A 23,491-nucleotide genomic window follows, 5' to 3' on the forward strand; every position below is an offset into this window, starting at 1 on the left:
TACCTCCCCGGGCATTGTGGGCTGCCCGATGTGTGAGCGATCATCCATCCTTGCGGGCGGACTCGTCTTCGTTCTCGTCCTCGTCCTCCGTGAGGTCTTCCATGCTGGGCGCGGTCGCTTCCGCCTGATCGTCAACCTCGGTCACGAAATCCTCGTCCTCCTCGAAAACGTCCTCGGGCCGGAGCTTTTCCTCGGCTTTGGACTCGGCGGCCTGGGCGGCCTCGGCCGCCCGCTCCATGGCCTTTTTGCGTTCGTACTCGGCCTCGAGTTCCGCGACAAACACCTTGGCCTTCTCAATGAGGGTTTCGGCGGTCTTTTCGCCGAGCCCTTCGATTTTCACGAGCGCCTCCACGGTGGCGTTGGCGAGGCGCTGGACGGAGCCGATGTTATGGTCGGCGAGCCGCTCGGAGAGTTTCGGCCCGACGCCGTCAAGACGGCCGACGGGGACGAGCATTTCGGCCTCGCGGTGTTTCATTTCGTTGTATTCGGTCTCGGACATGATGTTGACCTTCCACCCGGTCAGCTTCGACGCAAGCCGGGCGTTCTGGCCGCTGCGTCCGATGGCGAGGGATAACTTGTCGTCTTCGACCGCCACCGTCATCTTCTGCTCGGTGTCGTCGACGTCGATGTTGACGACCTTGGCGGGGGCCAGGGCGCGGGTGACGAAGAGCTCGGGGTTGCCGGACCAGGGGACGATGTCGATGCGCTCGTTGTTGAGTTCGCGCACGATCGCCTGGACGCGCACGCCCTTGATGCCGACGCAGGCACCGACGGGGTCGATGCGGTCGTCGGAGGAGTACACGGCCACCTTGGCGCGTTCGCCGGGTTCGCGGGCGAGGGCTTTGATCTCGATGACGCGCTCGTAGATCTCGGGGACTTCGAGCTCGAACAGCTTGCGGAGGAAGTCGTTGGAGACGCGCGAGAGAATGATCTGGGGCCCGCGGGTGACTTTCTGAACGTCGACGATGAAGGCGCGGATGCGGTCCCCCTGGCGGAACTTCTCACGGGGAATCTGCTCCTTGATGGGCATGATCCCCTCCCCGCGGCCGAGGTTGACGATGACATTGCCCTTGTCGACCTGCTGGACGACGCCGGAGATGAGGGTGCCGACCTTGTCGATGTACTCGTCGTAGATGCGGTCGCGTTCGGCCTCGCGGACCTTCTGGATGAGGATCTGCTTGGCGGCGGCGATGGCGTTGCGGCCGAACTCCACCTCGTAGTCGATGTAGATGTCGACCTCGTCGCCGAGCTCGGCTTCGGGATCGATGTCCTTGGCCTCGGCGAGAGTGAGTTCGACGTTGGGGTCGGCAACCTGTTCGACGACCCGTTTCGTTGCGATCATGAGCAGTTCGTTGTTCTTGCGGTCGAAACGGAAGGTGATGTTGTCGGTGAAGGCGTACTTCTTCTTGGCGGCGGCCATGAGGCCGGCCTCGAGGGTTTCCAGAACCGCATCAAATTCGATGTTCTTTTCTCGGGCGATGAGAGTCATCGCCTCGATCATGTCAAACGACATACACGCATCTCCGTCAAAATACGATTTTCGCCCGCTTGATCTCGGCCAGGGGCACGCGCTCGACGGTCCCTTCGTGCCGCAGTTCCACATCCGTATCGGTCGCCGCGACCAATTCGGCGGTCAGCTTCTTGCGCGCCGGGTCGCGGAATTCAACGCGGACGGTCTCGCCGGTGCGGAACCGGAAGTCGCGCGGGGTCACCAGCGGCCGATCGAGGCCGGGCGAGGACACTTCCAAAGTATAACCGTAGTCGAACCAGTCGGTTCCATCGAGCACATCGCCCACGATCCGCGAGAGCCGGGCGCATTCCTCAAGCGTCGTCCCCCGTTCGGAGTAGACGAACACGCGGACGGTGGCACTCTTCTTGAAAGTGGCGACGACGAGGTCGGCCACATACGCGCCTTCCGCGGCAAGGGGCGCCTCGACGAGCGCCAGGAGGTCGGCTTTGAACCGTTCGTTCACACTCGGCATACACCGTTTCCCGTACAAAAAAATGGGCCACTGCCCACCCAGAATCTGTTAAGATATGGGAACTTGAGTTGCCGCGCAACCCAAAAATGGAACGATTTACGGCAGGGTGTCCAGGAGGTCGCGGACAGCCGGCACGATGCGGTCGATAGGCACGAGATGGGGCTCCCCCCCGCGCCGGGCCTTCATCTCTACCTTCCCATCGGCGAGCGACTTATCGCCAATTACGAGGCGTACCGGCAGGCCGATCAGGTCGGCATCGTTGAACTTGACCCCAGCCCGCTCCGTACGATCATCCCAAAGTACATCTATATTGGCCTCGTTCAAGGCGGTATAGATGTTCTCCGCGGCCGTCCGGTGCTCCGCCTTGTCCATATTGAGCGGAATGAGAGCGACCTGGTAGGGGGCGATGTTTTTGGGCCAGCAGATGCCCCGCTCGTCGTGGTACTTTTCGAGGGCGGCCTGAGGGGTGCGGGTGACCCCGATCCCATAGGAGCCCATAAGGATAGGCCGCTCCTTCCCCTCCGCATCGAGGAATTTCGCGCCCAGCGAATCGGAGTACTTGGTACCGAGCATGAAGGTGTTGCCCACTTCGATACCGTGCTTGGCCACCAGATGGCCGTCGCATTTCGGGCAGCCGTCGCCGTGGCGAGCCGACGTAAGGTCGGCGATTTTAGCGGCCTTGAAATCCCGTCCGAGGTTCACGTTAACTGTATGTTTTTCAAACAGATTCGCGCCAACGATGAAGTTGTTCATTTGGGTGACGAGGGGGTCGGCGTAGATCGGAACGTCTTTCAGGCCGATCGGGCCGGCGAACCCGACCGGGGCGCCCGTGAATTGCTCCACCTCGGCCGCCGCGGCCATGACCAGCTCATTGGCCCCAACGGCGTTCTTGAGCTTGGTTTCGTTCAGTTCCCGGTCCCCCCGCACGAGCGCGGCCACCGGCTTGCCGTCGGCCATATACAGCAAAGTCTTGACCAGTCGGTGCGCGGGGACTTTCAGGAAAGCGGTGACTTCCTCGATCGTGGCCGCCCCAGGCGTGTCCACCGTTTCCCTGGGTTTGGTCTCGGGCTCGGGCGCCGGTTGGAGCGGATCGCAGAACGCGGCTTTCTCGAGGTTGGCCGTGTAGTCGCAGGAGTCGCACGACATGATGATCTCTTCGCCGGCCTCGGTGTCGACGAGCAACATGAACTCGTGGGCGGCCTTCCCCCCCATCGCGCCGGTGTCGGACTCAACCTTGACGACGTCGAGGCCGGCCCGGTGGAAAATACGAAAATAGGCGTCGACCATCGCCTGGTACGAGCGTGCGAACGATTCCTCGTCGGCATCGAACGAGTAGGCGTCTTTCATGATGAACTCGCGGCCGCGCATGAGGCCGAAACGGGGGCGGATCTCATCGCGGAACTTCACCTGGATCTGGTAGAGGTTCAGGGGAAGCTGGCGGTAGGATTTGACCTCGCCGCGGATGAGGAATGTGACCGTTTCCTCATGGGTGCCGCAGAGAACCTGCTCGTGGTCGTGCCGGTCGCGGAGGCGCATCTGCTCTTTGCCGATCGTCCCGTAGCGGCCCGATTCCTGCCAGACCTCGGCCGGGCACAGGACCGACATGGCGATTTCGAGGCCGCCGGCGCGGTTCATTTCTTCGCGGACGATGTTTGAGAACTTGTGGATGACGCGCTGCATGAGGGGCAGGTAGAGGTAGATGCCCGAGGCGAGTTTGCGGATGTAGCCGCCGCGCAGCAGGAGCTGGTGGGAGATCAGTTCGGCCTCGGCCTGGTTCTCGCGGAGGGTCGGGATGTAGGAGTGCGTCCAACGCATGGTCGGGTCCTCATGTTCGGTTTGGTCCGGGTCACGTTAACGAATTGGTATATTAGGCAATCAGGGGTTCAAAGCAACTGAAAAACTCCGGCCTCGGCCGGCGCCGGACGCCGAGCCGTGCGGGCCGGGGGCGCGAAAATGGGGACAAAATCTGGTTGCGCACAGGACGGGAATTGGGTATTAATGGGCCGTGCATGCCCCCGTGGTGTAATGGATAACGCGTCGGCCTCCGGAGCCGGAAATCCAGGTTCAATTCCTGGCGGGGGTATTTCTGCTGTGTGGAGAACCGAAAGCAGTACGGGCGTCATGAAACTTTCCCCCGGCACATTCGCCTGGCTGCCCTTTGCGACAGCCGTCTCACTGACAGTCGTACCCCCCGCGTTATCACAGCCGTACCGCCCTGATGAGACTCCCATGATCCCCAGCGTTGCCGACCTATATAAAATCATTGAGCAGTCTGACCTGGTCTACGTACTTGAGCACCTCGACTCCGTTCAGGTGGATTCAATCGACAAGGCGCGACGCCTTAACTCAAACATGTTATACCTGTACGTTGACAGCTCCAGCCGGAGCTTGGTCAGACATGAAATCGACGATTCGCTCGGTGTCATCTTCGCCATAGCTGAAGGGGCGTACGAGGCCGGCGACTTCGAGGCCGCTCTGGCGGCTTACTCCGAAGCGCTTCTCCTGCGGCCGAGTTTCGATCCGGCGATGGTCTACGCGGGGGATGCCTATTTCGGCATGAACGAACTTGACAGCGCACGGGCGTGGTACCAGCGGGCAGTCGATGCGAATTTCATCAATTACCAGGCGCACTGGTTCCTGGGGCATATGATGTGGCTCCAGGGTGACAGCGCCCGCGCCATCGAAGAACTCACCATCGCCCACTTGCTGAACGTGAATCACATGGAGATCAAGAAGGTGCTGAAATCATACCGGGAAGATGCCGGGGGAACCTGGCGTGGGCCGGATATTTCCCTTCACTATGCGCTCACACGAGACACCTCAGGGGTACGGGTGCGTTTTGAAGCGGAATCCGTCGCCTATGCCTTGGTCCGGGCGGTTTGGAAATATGAACCCGGGTACGCGGAATCACGTCAGGGAGAAGACTGGCGCGGTAGTCTCATGCAGGAGATTGCAGAAGCTGCTGTCACCTGGCTTGATTTCATGGCGGGATTGGATGACACACTGGCCCCGGCTTGGTGGCCTCAGGTTGAGGAATTGGCGCAAGAGGCAGACGACTCGGGCCAGGTAGAGCACTTCATCTGGTACGCCTTCATAGCGCCGGAACTGCCCGCGGCGATGATGCTGATGCCGCGGGAGCAATTCGATGCGATTCGGGAGTTCGTTGACAAATTCTACTGAGCGATTACGGAGGCGATTAGGATTCGACGAGTAATCAAGCTGTCCCGCCAAAACCTTTCCCCCGGCTTTCCATTATATACCTCACGTTTATGCCCAAGCGCTTCCTCATATTCGTCGCCATCGTGCAGGGTATTCTCTGGATCGGGCACGCGCTGCTCGGGGCGACTGCCGTCGCATTCTTCTCGATCGCGCCGGGACCCGCGGCGGCGATCCTCTTCGTCCTCTCCCTCACCTTCGTCTCGGCCAGCCTGATCGGGCACCGGCGGCATGGACCGGTCGTGCGGCTGTACTACCGTTTCGCCGCGGTATGGCTGGCGGTCGGACACGTGCTCCTGTTGGCCTCGGCGGCGGCGTGGGCCGCGCTCGGTCTTTTCCGGCTGGCGGCGCTCGGAATCGGGCCAGTGGTCGGAGCAGCGGCGGCGCGGATGGCGATCGGATCGGCCGCGCTGGGGGCGGCTGCGGCCGTCGCAGCGTACGGGCTGGTCAAAGCGCGCCTGATCCGGGTGGCGCGGTACCGCGTGCGGGCCGCGGCCGTGCCGGCCGCCTGGCGGGGGCGAAAGGCGGTGTGGATCTCCGACGTGCACCTCGGCTATGTCAACGGCGCCCCCTACGCCCGCCGGGTCGTCGGCCTCGTCCATCGGCTCCAACCGGACATTGTGTTTATCGGCGGCGACCTGTTTGACGGGACCGACGGGAACCTCGACGAGTTATTCACTCCGCTGAGAGACCTGACGGCGCCGCTGGGGGTGTATTTCATCACGGGGAACCACGAGGAGTTTTTCGACCGGGAGGCGTTTCTCGCGCCGATTCGCGCGGCGGCGAACGTGCGGATTCTGCTCAACGAGGCGGTGGAGATCGAGGGCCTGCGCCTGATCGGGGTGGACTTCCGGGAAACGGCCGATCCGCGGCGCTATGCCGACGTGCTGGCACGGCTGACGCCCGGGATGAGCCCCTCCCCCGCCGGCACGGAGTTCACGGTGCTGCTCCGGCACGATCCCTCGCACAACGAGGTCGCGGAGCGGGCGGGCGTGGATGTGCAACTGTCGGGGCACACCCACGGGGGACAGATTTGGCCGTTCACGAAAATCGCGGAGCGGGTATACGGAGCGCGGAACTATGGACATTCGCAGACGAGCCGCCTTCAGACGATCACCTCCTCGGGAGTGGGAACTTGGGGCCCGCCGATGCGGCTGGGAACACAGTCGGAGGTGGTTGAAATAGTGTTTGAGTGAAGGGGCTTGATTCCACGACCGAATCCGCGAAGATTCCGTTTGCGGGTCAGGTCCTTTATCGTCCTGATGGGGGTAGGCAGAACCGAGCTGTCAGGCTGAGCGGAGTCGAAGCCTGAGACGACCGAGACAGGTCACTCTTCGACTCCGCTCAGGGTGACGGGGAAAACGTCAGGACCGCAAGGGGCCTGACCTACCGCCCTGCCGCGTGAACGCAGGTCAAGCACCGCCGTGGGGGCTTGGCGGTTGCTAAACACAGGCGAATCGCGTCAGGCACACTTCTCGTTGCCCGCTCCTCTCCCCTGCGTCACGGGCAGGAGGCGCAGGGGGCCGGACCGCCTCGGAACAGGAAGCCGACGAGGTAGGTCAGATCGGCGACCTTGACGTCGCCGCTGCAGTCTAGGTCGCCGGCCAGCATGGTGATCGGCGGCAGACCGCCGCGGAAGAGGAAGTTGATGAGCCACGTGAGATCACCGACAGTGACCCCGCCGAAGTGGTTGATGTCCCCGCAAATGTAAGTGTCGAAGTGATAAATGAAGAAGCCGGTCGTGTCGGCAAATATCCCCTCGCTCACGGTCAAGCAGATCCAGTAGACGTTAGTGTCCGCAGGCGTGCCGAGATAGTGGAACACGCCCGTGGCCGGATCGAGCGCGCAGGGCGGGACGGGGTCCTGCACGCTGACATACCAGTCAAACGTGTAATGATTGAGCGGATCGGGATCGGTCACCGCCATTGAGATGTACAGGTCATCCCCCGAGGTGGTGACGAAGGTGTTCGGCTGCCCCGAGACGAACCGGGGAGGATTGCAGTCCTCGACTACTATGGTGAACACAGCCTCGTCGGTAGGGCCCCGGTAGTACGGGTCCATTCCGGTGCCGGCGCAGAGGTCCTCCCACACGATGACCCGAACGCTGAATTGCTGACCGACATGTTGAACTCCCGGCTGCCACGTGAAGAGGCCGGAGATGGAATCGATGGCGGCGCCCTCGGGGGCATCGGCAAGCGCCAGGTAGGCGGGGAACTCAAAGCAATCAGCGACATCAAAGTCGTACGCAACGGGATAGCAGGGAGAGGCAGAGAGGGGCATTTGCGGTGGATTCACGATCGTGCTGCCGCAATTCGGCAGGGTTTCGAATACCGGCCAGTTCAGCGGGCCGGCAAAACCGGAGGCCGTTCCCGAAGAGAAGTACCAGCCGCCGTAGGCGGGCGACACAGCCGAATCGACAGTAACTGATTCCGTACCTTCGAAAATCTCCCCCGGACCGAGGGCGAAGCTGAGGCCGAGATACGTGACCGGGAAATCATGGACCGGGAGGCCGCCGGGCAGACCGGAGCCGTTGGTCGTGGCCGCCACTGTCACGATGGTCGTGCTGCTCTGTTGTTCCGCATGCCATGCGACGGTACCAGTGAAGCCGAAGACAGCCTCAAATCCGTTGAGGTAGTGCACCTGGATATCCTGCAGTTGGTGACCGGGGTCGACATGGAGCGACAGGACGATGCGCAACTCCTTCTGCACCGAGTCGGGATTCTCAATGGCCACATACTGCGTATACGGAGCAATGAACTGAGCCAGTTCCCCACACACGAGATCCCCGGCGAGGGAGTCAAGGACAACCACGGGCTGTCCATGGGCCAGGGCCGCGGCAAGAAGCACCGCGGCCAGCGGGAGAATCGCTGTCTTCATACGACACCTGCGTGATTCAGTGTGAGAAATCGTTCCTGATGCATAATATAGCGATCGTGGATACCGACGTCAACTAGAGATACCGGCAGCGATCACCCGGCGGTGTTGCGGTCGCGGGCCGAGAAGAGTCGGATGCCGAGAAGGCGGCCGGGCAGCGACGGGTAGAAGGCGAACCAGAGGATGAGCGGAAGGGCGTCGTTGACCAGATAGAGCGGCACGATCACGCGGTAGAAGGATTTCGAGAGACCGTAGGCCTCGTTGAGGTGGTACACCGCAGTCGACAGCAGCAGGTGGCCGAGGACAAGGGCGGTGCCGCCGCCGAGGAGGGCCGCGAGCGTGCGGCGCCAGCGGGCGATCAGGTCCGGAGACGCCAAAACGAGCGCCAGGTACGGGACTATGTTGGTGAAGTGTTCGATCACCAGGGCGAGCCACCAGCGGCGCACGCCCACCAGCCGGAAAAACGGGTCGGCGACCACGTCAACAAAGTCCGGGTACTGCCGCTGCACCGTGCGGAACCAAACGTAGCCCAAAAGCAGAGTGAGCGGAACAAGTTTAGCCAGGAACAGCCACAGCTCTTTTCGGATCACGAAACACCACCAGGTATATCCAGGCGATCCAGACGGACGCGATCATGAGAATCAGGGTCGCCTGCCAAAAATACAGGTGCAGGAAGTCGAACAACGGTTTCGAGGATGCGCCGGCGATCACCAGCACGACGATGCGGAGGATGTTGAAGAGGTAGATTGCCGGAAGCCCGAGCGCCAGGCCGAGGAGCTTCTTCCCAGGCGTGGTGGAGAAGGCGAGGACGGCGGCGGTGAAGATGACCATTTCCAGCAGGCCCGTGCATTCGTCGATAACCTCGACCGGGAATCCGCGGTAGGAGACAAAGCGGCCGGACCAGTGCACCTCGCCGAAGAAGAGCGAGACGACGCTGCCGGTGACGGCGGCAGTAGTGTCCATCAGCCATCCGAGACTCTCGGCATAGCGGGCGGTCAGCCAGGCGTAGGCGCCGCCGAGGACCGCCAGCAGGAGGACGAATTTCAGGACGAAGCGGAGGGCGGGGGATCGGCCGGGGCGGCTGTCCGACAAGGACGCCGGGGGGCGTTCGGGCAATGACTTCCTGCGTGGGCGTGCCATCAACTGCAATTTAGCCCGCGGCGGGGAGGGGCGCAACACCCGATTGCGCGGCCGCCAAGCCCGGGTCGCCGCTCACCAGAGGAAAGTGGCCAGAACCGCGGAGCAGACCAATCCGGCCGAGACGACCGCGAGCGTGCGGCCTTCCCCGACGAAGAGGACAAACGCGGAGTAGGCGAGTGCGATGCCGAGTTTGGCCGTCCAGCGGTGAAGGTGGGCGACGTGGAAACCGTCGGCGATCAGCAGCAGCCCGGCGACGAGCAGGCTGAGATAGAGGATCCACCACGGGCGGTCGGCCGCCGATCCCGATCCCCCGCTGTTACCCGCTATGGCGCACCTCCCGGTCAGGTGGCATCGGCGTACTCCTTGAGAAAGCGCTTGATCCCCTCGCACAGAGCATCGGCCAGGGTCACCCGAAACGCGCGGGTCTTGAGGGCATCCTCCTGCTCGGGGAGGATCATGAACGTGCATTCGACCAGGACGGCCGGGTAGCCGGTCGGGCGCAGCACGGCGAGGTTGCCGTGGAAGAATCCGTGGTCGGCCAGGCCCGTCCGACTGACCAATTCATCGTGAATGGCGCGCGCGAGATTGACCGAATGGGGATGGTAGTAGTAGGCGGAGGCGCCGTTGTTGACGAGCGGGTTGACGCCGTCGGGAAGGGCGTTGTTGTGGATCGACACGAAGAGGTCGGCCTCGGCGGCGGCGGCGATTTTCGGCCGGTCGGCCAACTCGACGTGGGCGGTGTCGATCCGGGTCATTACGACGCGCGCGCCGGCCCCCTCGAGACGGTCGCGCAGCTCGAGGGCGATCGCCAGGTTCGCCTCGGCCTCGCTCAGACCGGTCGGGCCGACCGAGCCGGGATCACGGGAATGGCCGGGATCGAGGACGATGACTTTCCCCTTCAGGTCGTCGACATGCGCGGGGGCGCGGTAAACCTGCAGGTAGAGCGTGCTCCCCCGGTAGTACGCATCGTACCCCCAGAGATCCTTGGTCAGGCGGATCGTCAGTTCGTAGAGCCCCTCCTCCGGCTGCGACCAGGCGGCGTAGTCGATGAGCGGGTCGCGGGGGTCGTAGCGGATCCAGTCGGTGTCGGCGGTGACGCCGAAGAGCTGGAGGCGGAGAGTGCGGCGGTCGTCCTCGACGACGCGGAAAGCGTGTCTCCCGGCGAGCGGGAGTTCGATGCGGACGGCGGCGGAGTCGCGGTAGGTGCGGAGCGAGCGCAGGAACGACTGCGGGGGGAGGATGCCGCGCGGGAGCGGCGTCACCGTTCGGCGGTCCACCCAGGCGACCTGCGAGCGGGAGAGCCGCAGCTTGTACCAGTCTCCCGCCCGGCCGACCGCGAGCGCCTCCACCCCGCCCGGCGGGCCGACCGCGAGGTAGGCGCGCTGCGGGGCGTAGCGGATGACTTTGACGGAATCGGAAAAGCGAACGGTGAACGGGAAGACCGGGCTGTTGAGCGAAAGCCGCCAGGTGCTGGAGTCGGTGAGGACGGTGTCGGGCAGGCGCAGAGTGAGCAGCGCGCTGTCGGCGGCGCGGGAAGCCGATTCCAAGGCCGTGTGCGACTGCGCCGCCGGTCCCGGCGGCGCGAGGAAGTAGCGCAGGCGGACACTGTCGGCGCGCGCCGCGGCCGGAACATCATAGAAGCCCGAGTAGATGCCGGCGATCCGGAGCGACTCGGGGACCGCACCCTCGCCGAAAACCGCTTCCCCCCAGTAGGGCTGGAAGCGCGGGTCGGTCTCGGCCATCGGCACCGAGTCGGCAACGCCGGGAATGGCGAACCAGGCGCGGCATCCAGGGGTGGCCTGGATCCAGGCCTCCACGCGATCGCCCGCCGCCAGGTACAGATCGCCCGCCGGCGGGCGATACTCCCGGCCGAGGCGAAGGACATCGCGGGGGTAGCTCACGGCCGGCGCCGGAATGGCGACGGTGATGGAGCAGGCGATCGGGGCCGACGGTTCGTTTTCGGGGAACGACGTCTTCTGGCGGTGCTGGCGCCCGGCGTCATCGTAACCGACCGGGCGGGCCTCGAGCCGGAAAGTGAACGGGCCGGGAGCGATCGGCAGGAAAGCGATGAAACCGCCGCTGTCATGCACGGGCACGGCGGCGCCGTTGATGGTGAGCCGCCACTGGTCGCGGTGCGTGCACGGCTTGATGTTGCCGAGGATGAAAGTGGAGTCGACGGCGGCGACCGTCTGGCCCTCCTTGGGATAGATCACTTCGATGCGCGGCGCGGGGCCCTGCGGGGCCGCGGGGGCGATGCCGATCCACGCCAGCACGGCCGCCGACGCGAGCAGAGTCCTATTCCGAGAGGTATTTCTGCAATACATCGCGACGCAATTTGGGACCGCCGATGATTTCGCGGTCGACGTTGATGGACTCGCGGTGGTAACTGATCCCCCGGGCGATGTCGTCCTCGAGCAGCAGGGGGCCGTCAAGATCGAAGTAGTCGGCCAGGGCCGACATGTAGACCGACTGGGCGATCCCGACGGAGGACTCGACCATGCAGCCGAGCATGACTTTCTTGCGGTCCGCCTGGGCCTGCCGGGCGAGGGCGACACCGTGGAGGATGCCGCCGCACTTGTCCATCTTGATATTGATGCCGTCGATAGAGGCGCGACAGCGCATGTAATCATCGAGGGTATTGAGACCCTCATCCATGATCAGCTCGACGTCGGCCTTGCCCTTGAGGTGGGGCCACTCCTTCACGTAGTCGGCATCGGTCGGCTGCTCGATCACGCGGACCCCTTTGCGGCTGAGGTGGTAAATCATCTCCTCGGCCTTGGCGCACGACCAGGCGCCGTTGGCGTCGACGCGGACTTCTTTGCCGAGGCCGGCCTCAAGGGCGTCGAGTATCATCACATCCTGTTCGTGCCCCATCTTGACCTTGATGATCGGGTACTCGGAGGAGCGGATCGCTTCGACCATCCGGTCGGTGGCGTCGATGCCGACGGTCATGGAGCTCTTGATGCCGATAGGTGTGCCCAGGTCGACCAGCTCCCACGGGTAGCGGCGGGATTCGCCGGAGAGATAGTTCAGGACGGCGGCCATGAGGGCCGACCGGGCAGCGGGGTGGATATCCATGCGGTCGATGTCATGGAGGGTGCCGAGGGTGACGGCCGTCTGGCGCTCAAGCAGTGCGATCCCCTTTCTCAGATCGGCGGCCATTTCCTCAATTGAGGGTCCGTAGTAGATCGAGGTCGAGGCCTCGCCGCTGTAGCGGTTGTTGAGGATGGTGAGCAGGTTGGTTTTGACGGTGACTTCGCCCTGGGAAACCGCGAATTTCTTCTTGAGCGGGAGGTTGACCTTGACCGCGTCGAGCTGCATCATATAATTCGCCTCGCTTCCAAATAGCTCTGGTCCAAATCCGACCGGTACGCGGGGGCGTCGGGCGCCAGCGATTCGATGCGCACGCCGCCGCCGCCCCGGGACGAATGAATAATGCGGTCGCGTCCGACAGCGATCGCGACGTGACCGGGAAAGAACACCAGGTCCCCGCAGATGGTACGCGCGCGCTCGACCGGCCGGCCGGTGCGGATCTGGTCTTTGCTGTCGCGCGGCAGGCTCAGGCCGAGGCGACGGCCGACCGTCTGCACCAGCCCCGAGCAGTCGAGGCCGGCGGCCGTGATGCCGCCCCAGAGGTACGGCACCCCGACCAGCCGGCCGGCTTCGCGCACCAAGTCGCGGCCGGTCAGCGGGCCCCGGTTGTACTCCTTTATCGGTCGAACGGAGGAAGCCTTGACGCACAGACGGCTCCCGTCGGGGGCAACGAGGATCAACCGGCGCGCCTCGAGGCGGTCCAGGGCGACGATGGTGCCGTAGTACAGCAGGTGCGGGGGCAGCGGCCGGCCGTCGAAGTCGAGCAGGCGGGACTGGAGAGCGGTGACGACAGCGGCGGGGCGGCGGCTGTACGCAACGGCCCGCCGCTCCGACAGCGACGCCAGGAAACGCCGATCGGCCCATCCCCGGTAACCGTCCCAGCGCCGCACGTACGCAAACCCTCGCTTCTCGGCCGACCAGGAGACCAGGTCGGCGAACAGCAACTGATTGACGCGCTCGGCGCGGTGGTCGGGCTCGGCCCGCATGTCCAGAATGTTGGTCGTCACCCAGGCACATTCCATATGAAAACCTTATAAGTCGAGCGGCAGCGGGAGACAACATAAAAAAGCCGGGCCATCCGGCCCGGCTGGGAAACTGCAAGGGCGCCGCCTCAGTGCGTCCTGACGCCGGCCAGCACTCGTTTGATCCGGGCGAGCGCCTCGCGGATGTTCTCGACCGAATTGGCATAGGAGAAGCGAACGTACCCCTCGCCGTACTCGCCGAAAGCGGTGCCCGAAAGACAGGCCACCCCGGCCTCGTCGAGCATGACGTCGGCGAATTTCTGCGACGTCAGGCCGGTGCCGGTGATGTTCGGGAAAACGTAGAAAGCGCCTTCGGGGTTGAGACAGCGAACACCGTCGATCGCGTTGAGGCCGTCGACGATGACCGTGCGGCGGCGGCGGAATTCGGCCACCATCTTGTCGACATCGTCCTGCGGTCCGGTGAGGGCTTCAATCATAGCGTACTGGGCGAAAGTGCAGGTGGAGGAGAAATTGTTAATGGCCAGCGTGAAGAAATACTGGGCCAGTTCTTTGGGCATTGCGGCAAATCCCAGCCGCCAGCCGGTCATGGCGTAGGTCTTGGACATCCCGTCAACGATGATCGACCGCTCCATCGCGCCGGGGATCATGGCGATCGATTTGAACTCCCCGTCGTAAACCAGGCGCGAGTAGATCTCGTCGGAGAGGATCCACAGGTCGTGCTTCTTCGCCTCGGCGTGGATGGCTTCGAGATCCTCCCAGGTGAGGACGCCGCCGGTCGGGTTGCCGGGCGAATTGAGGATGACCATCCGGGTGCGGGGGGTGATGAGGGAGCGGAATTCATCGATGGAGAAGCGGAAGTCGTTCTCCTCGCGCAGGCGGACGGGGACGGGCTTGGCGCCGACGAATTTGACGATGGAGCGGTAGGTCGGGTACCCGGGGTTGGGGACGATGACCTCGTCGCCCTCGTTGATCAAGGCGATGAGGGCGCAGAAGAGGAAGGGCTTGGCACCGGGCATGATGATCGTGTTTTCGGCGGTGACGGGGATGTGCCGGGTTCGGGCGAGGTAGGAAGCGCAGACCTCGCGGGCCTCCATGACGCCGCCGGAGGGGGCGTAGTGGGTCTGGCCGGCGCGGAGGGCCTTGATGCCGGCCTCGGTGACGTTGGCGGGGGTGTCGAAGTCCGGTTCGCCGATCTGGAGGTGGATGATCGACTTGCCCTGGCGTTCGAGCGCTTTGGCTTTCGCCAGAACGACGAACGCGCCCTCCGACTCGAGCTTCCGAACCCGCTCCGTATACTGCATGGCGCAACTCCTCTCTAGTGCTTCACGAGCTCTCGTGCCTTCGCGGCGATGTGTTCGGCCGAGACGCCGAAACGTTTGATCAGTTGCCAGGGCTGCCCGGACTCGCCGAAGCGGTCGGCGATGCCGACCATGGCGAAACGAACCGGGCGGCCGGTCTCGGCCTGCCGGCGCAAGATAACACCGGCGACCAGATTTCCCAAGCCCCCAACTTGATGTTCTTCGGCCGTCACCACGGCGCCGGTTTCCCCGGCGGCGCAGACGATCGCGGTCTCGTCCAAGGGCTTAACGGTATGCATGTTGATGACCCGGGTTTCCAGGCGGAAGTCGGTGCGGAGAATGTACGCCGCCCGCAGGGCCTCGGCGACCTCGGGGCCGCAGGAAATGATCGTGAGGTCCTCTCCCTCGCTCCGGTACTCGGACGCCGGGGTGATGTCGAAAGCGTCGGCAAACCGGTCGGCTTCGCGGCGGAGCCGGAAAATGTTGGCCTCCCCGAACCGAAACGGGCTGTCGGGCCGGGTGATGATCGGGGTGGCCTCGCGGGCAAACCGCAGGTACTTGGGCCCGACGACGTCGAAGAGCAGCGCGCGGGTCATCTTTTCGGTCTCCAGGGCGTCGCACGGGATGGCCAGGTGCATGTGGGGCAGACCGGCGATCTGGAAAATCGCCTCCAGCTCCTGGTGGGTGGCGCCGTCGGGACCCACCGAGATCCCCCCGTGGGCGCCGACGATGAGGACGTTGTAGTTCCCGTAGCACACGGAGACGCGGATTTGGTCGAGGTTGCGGGCGGCGGCGAACACGCCGTAGGTGCCGAAGACGGGGATTTTCCCCTCCTTGGCCAGGCCGACCGCGATGGTCGTGGCATTCTGTTCGGCCACGCCCACCGAGAAGAAGCGGCGGCGGCGCTCCGGGTGGTTCTTGTGGAAATCGGAGATGCAAATGGAGTCGGAGATATCGGCGCCGAGGCAGACGATGCGCTCGTCGCTCCCGCAGGCCTCAAGAGCGCGGCCGAACCCTTTGCGCGTAGGATCCATGTCCACGCGCATGGCCGGCCCGGCATTCCACCAGAAGTCGCGCGAGAACGCGGGGAGTTCGTCGTTCAGGCGGGCGTCGACGCCGATCTGGTGGCGGACGCCGTAGTCGATGAGATCGGACACGGCGAAGGTGTCTCCGAGGCCGAGCTCGGCCAGCAGGCGCTCCAGTTCGTCGAGCTTCGGCGGCTTGCCGTGCCAACCGACGACGTTCTCCATGAACGACACGCCCTTCCCCTTCACCGTGTGGAAGATCAGCGCGACCGGCTTGCCGGAGTCGTTGCGGTTGCGGGCCCAGTCGAGGGCCTCAACGATCTCGGCCATGGCGTGGCCATCAGCCTCGCGCACGTGCCAGCCGAAAGCGGCGTATTTGTCGGCCAGCGGGTCGATGTTCATGACCTCGGCAACCGGACCGTCGATCTGCAGGCGGTTCTTGTCGACGATGAGGATCAGGTTGTCGAGACGATAGTGGGCGGCGGCCATGGCGGCCTCCCACATCGAGCCTTCCTGGTGCTCGCCATCGGACGAAATAACAAACACCCGGTAGTCCTTCCCATCGAGCCGGGCGGCGAGGGCGACGCCGACGGCGACTGAAAACCCCTGCCCGAGCGACCCGGAGCTGATCTCCACCCCCGGCAGGTCGAGGCGGTGGGGGTGCCCCTGGAGCGGGGAGTCGAGCATGCGGAGCTTCATGAGCTCGGGTTCTGGGAAATAGCCGGCGACGGCCAGGGCGGTGTAGAGAGCGGGGGCTTTGTGGCCGGCCGACCAGATGATGCGGTCGCGGTCGGGCCAGTCGGGGTCGGTTGGATTGTGGCGGGCGATTCTCAAATAGAGGGCGGCCGCGATATCCATCACGCTCAGCGTGCCGCCGGAGTGCCCCGACCGGGCCGAGCAGAGAGCGATTTCGTTCAGGCCGCGCATGTAGCGCGCGCGCTCGACCAATTCGTCGACGCGGTAGTCGCAGCGCGCATTCTCAGGGTGCGGTGTCGGGTTCTTCATGCGAGTCTCCCCTTTTCGAGCGGGTGATCATCTCCCAGATGTCGCTCAAGGTTGCGGCGAGGCGATCGGTGGATCCGTCGTTGACGACCAGGAAGTCGGCGCAGACGCGCAGGTCCTGCGGGGACGGCTGCAGGCGCTCGATCGCCCGGGCCTCGGACGGCGCCATCCCCCGCGCGGCCAGCCGGTCGAGCCGGACCTGTTCGGGGGCATCGATCACGATCGTGTAGTCCATGCGTTGATGCAGGCGCCACTCGGTCAGCAGCGCGGCGTCGACCACCACCACCGGGCAGCGCTTGGCCAGCCGGCGCATGCGGCTGTCAAGCTCGTGGAGGAGGTAGGGGTGGACGATCTCATTCAGGCGGCGGCGGGACTCCTCGCCGGCAAACGCGCGTTCGGCGACTTTCTTGCGGTCGAGGTCGAGGTCGACGGTGAGCACGTCGGCCCCGAAGGCTTCGGCCAGCCGGTGCCGCAGTGGGAGGGAGGCCTCCACCACCTCGCGCCCGATCTCATCGGCATCGAGTACCACGGCGCCGAACGATTCGAGAATGCGGGCGGCCGTCGACTTCCCCGCGCCGATCAATCCGGTTAAACCGATCAACATACCGGTAATAAAGGCTTATTCGGGAAAAGGGCAAGCCCCCGGCGGCGTCATTTGGCGTCCAGCCAGTTGGGACCGGACCCGAGCGACACCACGATCGGGACCTTGAGCGACACCGCCTGCTCCATGCCGTCGCGGACAATCTCCCGCACCTCGTCGAGCTCCTCCCGGGGCACATCCAGGACGAGCTCGTCGTGCACCTGGAGGATCATGCGGGAGCGTGTGGCGCGGAGCCGCCCGTGGATCCGGATCATGGCTTTCTTGATCATGTCGGCGGCGGTACCCTGAATGGGCGTGTTGATCGCCGCGCGCTCGGCAAACTGGCGGACGTTAACGTTGCGGTCGTTGATTTCGCGGATGGTGCGCCGCCGGTTGAACATGGTCGTCACGTAGCCGCGCGCACGGGCGAATTCCTTGGTGGCCTCGAGGTAGCGCCGGATGCCGGGGTAGCGCTCGAAGTAGGTGGCGATGAAGGCCTTGGCCTGCCCGACATCGAGGGCGGACTGGGCCGCGAGGCCGTAGGCGGTGACGCCGTAGATGACGGCGAAGTTGGCCGTCTTGGCGGCCCGCCGCTGCTCGGGGGTCACTTGGCCGATCTCCACACCGTAGACCTCCGCGGCCGTGCGGGCGTGGATGTCTTCGCCGCGTCGAAAGGCCTCAATGAGGGTGGAGTCCTCCGACATGTGGGCGAGAATGCGCAGTTCAATCTGGGAGTAATCGGCCACGAGCAGGGTGTGGCCCTCGTCGCGCGGGACAAAGGCTTTGCGGATCTCGCGCCCTTCGTCGGTGCGGACGGGGATATTCTGGAGATTCGGGTCGGTAGAGGAGAGGCGGCCGGTCGCGGCGATCGTCTGGTTGAAGGACGTGTGCACCCGCCCCGTACGCCCGTCGACCAGCTTCGGGAGAGCGTCAACGTAGGTGCTCTTGAGTTTGGTCAGTTGGCGGAAATCAAGGATGCGGGCGGGGAGTTCATGGAGGGCGGCCAGTTCCTCGAGCACCCGGACGTCGGTCGAAAAGCCCGTCTTCTTGGTGGTCTTCCCCTTCGTCGGGAGGCCGAGTTTCTCAAAGAGGATGTGCGCCAACTGCTGGGTGGAGTTGATGTTGAATTCGGTACCGGCGATGCGGTAGATCTCGCGGCGGATTTCCTCCAGCCGGCGCTCCATCTGCACCGACAACTCGCCGAGAAATGAGACGTCGATGCGCACTCCCTCCCGCTCCATGTCGGCGAGCACCTTGATGAGCGGCACCTCGATGTCGTAGTAGAGGCTGTTCATGCCGAGCTGGTCGATCACCGGCGCGAGTTTGCCGCGGAGGCGGTAGGTGTAGTCGGCGTCCTCGCACGAATAGTCGCACGCTTTGTCGACCGGAACCTGGGCGAACGATATCTGCTTCTTCCCCGCACCGATGAGGTCGGTGATGGGCGTCTTGCGGTGGTTGAAATGCTGGAGCGCGAGGGCATCGAGCGAGTGCTGCCGCGACGATGGGTCGATGACGTACGAAGCCAGCATGGTGTCGAAGCGGACCGGCTCGATTTCGATGCCGTACTTGCGCAGGACTGCCAGATCGTACTTGATGTTCTGGCCGAACTTCTGCACGTCCGGGTTTTCGAGGAGTTTCTTCACCTCGGCGAGGGCCTCCGGAAGCGGCAGGTTCACCGCCCCCTCCCCCGTGTGGCCAAGCGGCAGGTAGTAGGCCTCGTTGGCGCGGGCCGACAGGGAGATGCCCACGAGCTCGGCGGCGAGCGGGTTCAGCGAGGTGGTCTCGGTGTCAACGGCGACTTTCCGGCAGGTCGAGAGCTTCTTCAGAAGAGTCTTGAGATCCTTGAGGGCGGCGACGACATGGTAGCCCGGCTTGGTGGCGCCGGGCGCCTCGTCGGTGACGCCCGCGGCGGCCGCCGCCTCGGGGACAAGTTGTTTCAGAAGACGGTTGAACTCGAGACGCTGGAACAATTCGACGAGTTTGGCGTGATCGGGTTCGCGGAAGCGGAGCTGCTCCAGGTCACAGGCGATCGGGACATCAGTGCAGATGGTCACCAGCTCCTTGGAGAGACGGGCGAGGTCGGCGTGGGCCTCGACCCGGGCCCGGACGGCTTTGGCCTTGATCCGGTTGGCGCCGGCGAGGACCGCCTCGAGGCTGCCGAACTGCTCCAGGAGCGCATCGGCGGTCTTGGGACCGACGCCGGGGATGCCGGGAACATTGTCGGAACTGTCGCCCATGAGGGCGAGCTTGTCGATGACCGCTTCCGGATAGACGCCGAATTTCGCCTTTACTTCCTCGCGGCCCATCTTGACGGCCTGGTCGGCGCCCGGCTGGGGCGTGTAGATGCGGATGCGGTCGGTAACGAGCTGGAAGAAATCCTTGTCGCCGGTGACGCACCAGACGTCGAAGCCCGCCTTCGCGCAGCGGCTGGCGAGGGTCCCGATGATGTCGTCGGCCTCGAAACCCTCCATCTCAAAGTGCCGGATGCGAAACGCCTCGACCGCCTCGCGGATCGCCGGGAGCTGGGCCACGAGGTCCTCGGGCATCTTGGCGCGAGTGGATTTGTACTCCTCGTAGCGCTCGTGGCGGACAGTCGGGGCCTTGGAGTCCCAGGCAACGGCGAGGTAGTCGGGCTTCTCATCGCGAATGACCTTCAGCAGCGAATTGACAAAGCCGAAGACGGCCGAGGTGTTCTCCCCTTTCGAGTTGATCAGCGGGTTGCGGAGGAAAGCGAAGTAGGCGCGGTAGAAGATGGCCGAGCCATCGACCAGGTAGACAGTCTTGCGGTCGGGCGTCATCGGTACAACCCCTCTTTTTCTATGTAGTCGAGCACGGGCGCGGGAAGCCAGGCCAGCAGCCGGGGGCGCGGCGCGCCGCGGCCGATCAGGGCGCGCAGGTCGGTCGACGAAACCGCGGGCGTTTCGGCCGGCACAAGCTCGATGCGGTCGGCGGGCAGCCCCGGGCTGACCTTCAATTGGTAGCCGGGCCGGGCGCCGGCCAAAACCGGCGTCTCGCGAAGCAGCTCTTCAGGCGAATGCCATTGGTCAATCTGGTCCAGGAGGTCGGCGCCGACGAGGAAGCGGAAGGCCGCCTGGGGGTACGCCTTCTTCAGCGCCCGCAGGGTGTCGAGGGTGTAGCCGGAAAGCTCCTGCTCGGCTTCGATCTCGCAGACGCGCAAGCGGTCGTCCCCGGCCAGAGCGAGGCGGAGCATGGCGACCCGGTGGGGCCAGGAGGCGCGGGCCCGGTCACCCTTGAACGGGTGCCGGTAGGCGGGGACGAAGAGGACGCCGGCAAGGTTGCGGGCGCGGAGGATCTCGCGGGCCAGGGCGAGGTGCCCGCTGTGCACCGGATCGAAGGCGCCGCCGAGGACGCCCCACACGCCCCCCTGCTCAGGACTCCGCATGTCTGGTGGTGTCGGACCCGGCGGGGTGTTTGTCGAGCGCCTCGAGCATCTCATTGACGTCATCCTCGTACCCGTTGGCCGGGTAGCTCTCCCGGAACTGCCGGAGGCACTGGCGCGCCTCGGCGGTGTCGCCCTTGTCGTAGCTCAGGCGGCACTGGCGGTACGCGGATTCCACGGCCCTCTTGCGCGCTTTGCCCGCCAGGTCGCTTTCGGGGAAGGCAGCCAGGAAGCTTTCAAAACCGGTGCGGGCGGCGGCAAAGTCCTTGAGGCGGAGATCCATATCGGCGCGGTGAAAGGCCGCCCGGGCGGCCAGGTCGGTGTCGGTATACTCGTCGATGACTTTCTGGAAATACACTTTGGCCGCCTTGAAAGCGCCGAGGCGCTCATAGACGATGCCGGCGTTGAAATACTTCTTCGCGAACCGCGTGCGCGCCGCCGCGAGGTACTTCTGCACATCGGGAACGAGCGGGGATTCGGGGAAATCAATCAGGAAGTCCTCGAAGACGGCGATGGCTTTCTCAAGCTCCGTCTGATCGAGACCGGGGTTTTTCGGGGTGGAGTCGAAATAGGCGACGCCGCGCATGAAGATGGCGTTGGCGAAAAAGGCCGAGGCCGGGTAATTGCGCGCGAGGCGGTCGAACTCCAGCGCCGCCAGTTCGAAGTCCTCGTTGCCATAGTACGCGAGGCCGAGGTAGTACTGGGCGGTGTCAACCACCGCGTGCCCCGGGTAGTTAAAGACCACGGTCTGGAAGTACTCGATCGCCTGGCGGTACTTTCCATCCTCATAGAGCCGCTGTCCTTCGTCGAAAAGCTGGCGGGCGTCGAGCTGGGACAGGGAGCGGGAGCCCGCGCCGCACGAGGCCAGCAGCGCGGCGACCAGCAAGAGACCGGCGAGTGCGCCGGCGGCGGTGATCCGGTTCACACCCGGTAGGCCTCCTTCAACATTTTGTAGTTCTCCAGCACCTTGTTCAGGTACGTCTTCGGGACCGGCTGCTTGTCGCGGAGGATCCCCCGGAGGCGGGTCTCGCCCAAATTGTAGGCGACGAGCGCCTGCTTGACGTCGCCGAATTTCAGGATCTGCTCAAACAGGTGGAGGGCGCCGAGGCGGATGTTGATGTCGGGCTGGAAGAGCGTCGAGTCCCCCTGCCAGGCGACGCCGCTGCGGCCGGCGACGTCCCGCCCGACGAACGGCATGACTTGCATGAGCCCCTGGGCGCCGGCCGGCGAGGTCTGCCCTTTCTTGAACGACGACTCGGTGAGAATGATGGCGAGCATGAAGAGCGGGTCGTACTCGTACTTCTTGCTCTCCTCGTAGATGACGTCGGTGAGCCGGTTGATCTCCTCGTCGGAGAAGCCGATCTGGAAGTCGTCGATAGCCTTGAATATCTGGAGTTTCTCCTCAAGCGTGCCGATGCGGGTCTGCTGGAACGAGATCTGCCGTTCCAGGTCGTACTTGTTCTTCACGAGATAGACCAGGAGACCCGACTGGAGGAGGTAGATCACCACGAGCACGAAGGCGACCGGTTTGGAGAGGAATATCCCCAGCTTCTCAAACTGAATCATGCCACGACCCCGACTGTGCATCCGCGGAGATCGTACCCGTCGGCCGCCTCGACCCGGACGCGGCAGAAGGTACCGGCCGCGAGGCGCTCCCCGCAGACGCTGATTTCCTGGTCGATCTCGGGGCAGTCGCCCCGGGTTCGCCCGACCGCCGGACCATCGGCCGGCGCCGAGTCAATGATAACTTCGAGGATCCGCCCTATCAAGGAATTATTCTTGGCGAAGGCGATCTCCTGCTGGACCGTCATGAGGTCGTCGACGCGCCGCTGCCGGATCCGCTCGGGCACCTGTCCGGGATACTCCGCGGCGGGCGTGCCCTCCTCCGGAGAGTAGGCGAAAACGCCGAGGCGGTCGAACTCGAAGCGCTCCACAAACTCGCGCAGCTCGGCGAAGTGCCTTTCCGTCTCGCCGGGGAAACCAACGATGAGAGTGGTGCGGACGGTGCCGCCCGGCGCAATCTCGCGAATGGCGCGCAATTGGCTCTCGATCGCGCGGCGGTCGCCGCGGCGGCGCATGGCGCGAAGAATATCGTCACTGATGTGCTGGAGCGGCAGATCAAAGTAGTCGAGCGCCTTGGTGCCGTCGTCGGCAAGATACTCGATCAACTCTGTCGTCAGGGCCGCCGGGTAGAGGTACATGAGGCGAATCCAGCGAACCCCCGCAAGGCCGTCAAGGGCGCGCAGGAGGCTGAGGATGTCGGGCCGACCGGGAAGGTCGTACCCCCAGAGGGTCGCTTCCTGCGAGACGAGGATCAGTTCGCGTTTGCCGCGGTCGGCCAGAAACCGGGCCTCGCGCAGAATCGACTCGAGCGGCCGGCTGCGAAAGCGGCCGCGCATGCCGGGGATGGCACAAAAGGTGCAGCCCCGGTCGCAGCCGTCGGATATTTTCAGGTACGCCCAGGGGTACGGATCGGAGATGAAGCGGTCCCTCCAGTCCAGGTAGGCCAGGCGGCGCGGTTCGACGCGCACGGCGCGGTCAAACCGGGGGGCGCCGTCCACCGCGGCGGCGAGCGAATCCAAAGCGCCGTGCCCGAACGCGCCGTCCAGCTCCGGTATTTCTTTCAGCAGCTCGTCACCGTAGCGCTGCGACAGACAGCCGCTGGCGAACAGCGCGCGAAGCCGCCCCTCCTTCTTGAGCTGCCCGAGCCGCAGGATTTCCGTGATCGACTCCTCCTTGGCCGGGAGGATGAACCCGCAGGTGTTGACAATGATCGAGTCGGCGGCGAGGGGATCGCAGACCGGCTCGTGGCCGGCGTCGATGAGGCGGGCGGCGATGTAGTCGGCATCGACGTCGTTTTTCGGACAGCCGAGCTTGTGAATGTAGAACTTCATGGCG

General features: G+C 64.5%; 20 protein-coding genes and 1 tRNA gene. 3 read left to right on the top strand and 18 right to left on the bottom strand.

The window, feature by feature from the left end; genetic code table 11:
- Nucleotides 1–40: 40 nt before the first annotated feature.
- The 3 genes from nusA to KA261_13010 form a co-directional block, all read right to left on the bottom strand.
- Nucleotides 41–1,513 carry a transcription termination factor NusA gene (gene nusA, locus KA261_13000; GenBank protein ID MBP7698720.1) on the bottom strand — a complete coding sequence of 491 codons (1,473 nt, stop codon included), beginning with the start codon at nucleotides 1,511–1,513 and terminating at the stop codon, nucleotides 41–43.
- 13 nt (nucleotides 1,514–1,526) lie between these two features.
- Nucleotides 1,527–1,982 (bottom strand): ribosome maturation factor RimP, encoded by a 456-nt coding sequence (locus KA261_13005; GenBank protein ID MBP7698721.1) that lies wholly within the window; start codon nucleotides 1,980–1,982, stop codon nucleotides 1,527–1,529.
- 96 nt (nucleotides 1,983–2,078) lie between these two features.
- Entirely contained in the window at nucleotides 2,079–3,797 is a 1,719-nt protein-coding gene (locus KA261_13010) for a proline--tRNA ligase (GenBank protein ID MBP7698722.1), read from the bottom strand.
- Nucleotides 3,798–3,993: 196 nt separating this feature from the next.
- Between KA261_13010 and KA261_13015 the strand changes: the two genes are divergently transcribed.
- The 3 genes from KA261_13015 to KA261_13025 all read left to right on the top strand — a co-directional run bounded on the left by KA261_13015 (nucleotide 3,994) and on the right by KA261_13025 (nucleotide 6,394).
- Nucleotides 3,994–4,065, top strand: a tRNA-Arg gene (locus KA261_13015).
- 146 nt (nucleotides 4,066–4,211) lie between these two features.
- Nucleotides 4,212–5,162 (top strand): tetratricopeptide repeat protein, encoded by a 951-nt coding sequence (locus KA261_13020; protein ID MBP7698723.1) that lies wholly within the window; start codon nucleotides 4,212–4,214, stop codon nucleotides 5,160–5,162.
- Between the two features lie 89 nt (nucleotides 5,163–5,251).
- A complete protein-coding gene (locus KA261_13025; GenBank protein ID MBP7698724.1) occupies nucleotides 5,252–6,394 on the top strand; it encodes a metallophosphoesterase in 1,143 nt (380 codons plus the stop codon).
- Nucleotides 6,395–6,698: 304 nt separating this feature from the next.
- On the opposite strand, the gene KA261_13030 is transcribed toward KA261_13025, so the two are convergent.
- The 15 genes from KA261_13030 to rimO form a co-directional block, all read right to left on the bottom strand.
- Nucleotides 6,699–8,075: a hypothetical protein gene (locus tag KA261_13030; GenBank protein ID MBP7698725.1), complete on the bottom strand. Its 1,377-nt coding sequence runs from the start codon at nucleotides 8,073–8,075 to the stop codon at nucleotides 6,699–6,701.
- A 92-nt stretch (nucleotides 8,076–8,167) separates the two neighbouring features.
- Nucleotides 8,168–8,662 (bottom strand): hypothetical protein, encoded by a 495-nt coding sequence (locus KA261_13035; GenBank protein ID MBP7698726.1) that lies wholly within the window; start codon nucleotides 8,660–8,662, stop codon nucleotides 8,168–8,170.
- Entirely contained in the window at nucleotides 8,628–9,188 is a 561-nt protein-coding gene (gene xrtH, locus KA261_13040; protein MBP7698727.1) for an exosortase H, read from the bottom strand. Before xrtH ends, KA261_13035 begins: the two co-directional genes overlap by 35 nt.
- A gap of 96 nt (nucleotides 9,189–9,284) precedes the next feature.
- Complete coding sequence (locus KA261_13045; protein MBP7698728.1) at nucleotides 9,285–9,602, bottom strand: hypothetical protein; 318 nt, start codon at nucleotides 9,600–9,602, stop codon at nucleotides 9,285–9,287.
- Nucleotides 9,554–11,485 carry an N-acetylmuramoyl-L-alanine amidase gene (locus KA261_13050; GenBank protein ID MBP7698729.1) on the bottom strand — a complete coding sequence of 644 codons (1,932 nt, stop codon included), beginning with the start codon at nucleotides 11,483–11,485 and terminating at the stop codon, nucleotides 9,554–9,556. Before KA261_13050 ends, KA261_13045 begins: the two co-directional genes overlap by 49 nt.
- A gap of 22 nt (nucleotides 11,486–11,507) precedes the next feature.
- Nucleotides 11,508–12,536, bottom strand: coding sequence for a hypothetical protein (locus tag KA261_13055; protein ID MBP7698730.1), 1,029 nt, complete (start codon nucleotides 12,534–12,536; stop codon nucleotides 11,508–11,510).
- Nucleotides 12,533–13,327 (bottom strand): C40 family peptidase, encoded by a 795-nt coding sequence (locus KA261_13060; GenBank protein MBP7698731.1) that lies wholly within the window; start codon nucleotides 13,325–13,327, stop codon nucleotides 12,533–12,535. The genes KA261_13055 and KA261_13060 overlap by 4 nt, the downstream gene beginning before the upstream one ends.
- 89 nt (nucleotides 13,328–13,416) lie before the next feature.
- Nucleotides 13,417–14,589: a pyridoxal phosphate-dependent aminotransferase gene (locus tag KA261_13065; protein ID MBP7698732.1), complete on the bottom strand. Its 1,173-nt coding sequence runs from the start codon at nucleotides 14,587–14,589 to the stop codon at nucleotides 13,417–13,419.
- Nucleotides 14,590–14,603: 14 nt separating this feature from the next.
- Nucleotides 14,604–16,616, bottom strand: coding sequence for a transketolase (locus KA261_13070; protein ID MBP7698733.1), 2,013 nt, complete (start codon nucleotides 16,614–16,616; stop codon nucleotides 14,604–14,606).
- Nucleotides 16,591–17,217 carry a dephospho-CoA kinase gene (locus tag KA261_13075; protein MBP7698734.1) on the bottom strand — a complete coding sequence of 209 codons (627 nt, stop codon included), beginning with the start codon at nucleotides 17,215–17,217 and terminating at the stop codon, nucleotides 16,591–16,593. Before KA261_13075 ends, KA261_13070 begins: the two co-directional genes overlap by 26 nt.
- 47 nt (nucleotides 17,218–17,264) lie before the next feature.
- Entirely contained in the window at nucleotides 17,265–19,991 is a 2,727-nt protein-coding gene (gene polA, locus KA261_13080; GenBank protein MBP7698735.1) for a DNA polymerase I, read from the bottom strand.
- Nucleotides 19,988–20,596: a nicotinate (nicotinamide) nucleotide adenylyltransferase gene (gene nadD, locus KA261_13085; protein ID MBP7698736.1), complete on the bottom strand. Its 609-nt coding sequence runs from the start codon at nucleotides 20,594–20,596 to the stop codon at nucleotides 19,988–19,990. Before nadD ends, polA begins: the two co-directional genes overlap by 4 nt.
- Entirely contained in the window at nucleotides 20,583–21,518 is a 936-nt protein-coding gene (bamD, locus tag KA261_13090) for an outer membrane protein assembly factor BamD (protein ID MBP7698737.1), read from the bottom strand. Before bamD ends, nadD begins: the two co-directional genes overlap by 14 nt.
- Entirely contained in the window at nucleotides 21,515–22,159 is a 645-nt protein-coding gene (locus KA261_13095) for a lytic transglycosylase domain-containing protein (protein ID MBP7698738.1), read from the bottom strand. The genes bamD and KA261_13095 overlap by 4 nt, the downstream gene beginning before the upstream one ends.
- Complete coding sequence (gene rimO, locus KA261_13100) at nucleotides 22,156–23,487, bottom strand: 30S ribosomal protein S12 methylthiotransferase RimO (protein ID MBP7698739.1); 1,332 nt, start codon at nucleotides 23,485–23,487, stop codon at nucleotides 22,156–22,158. Before rimO ends, KA261_13095 begins: the two co-directional genes overlap by 4 nt.
- Nucleotides 23,488–23,491: the final 4 nt, after the last annotated feature.

It is taken from the genome of Candidatus Zixiibacteriota bacterium, from assembly GCA_017999435.1.
Lineage (GTDB): Bacteria > Zixibacteria > MSB-5A5 > GN15 > FEB-12 > JAGNLV01.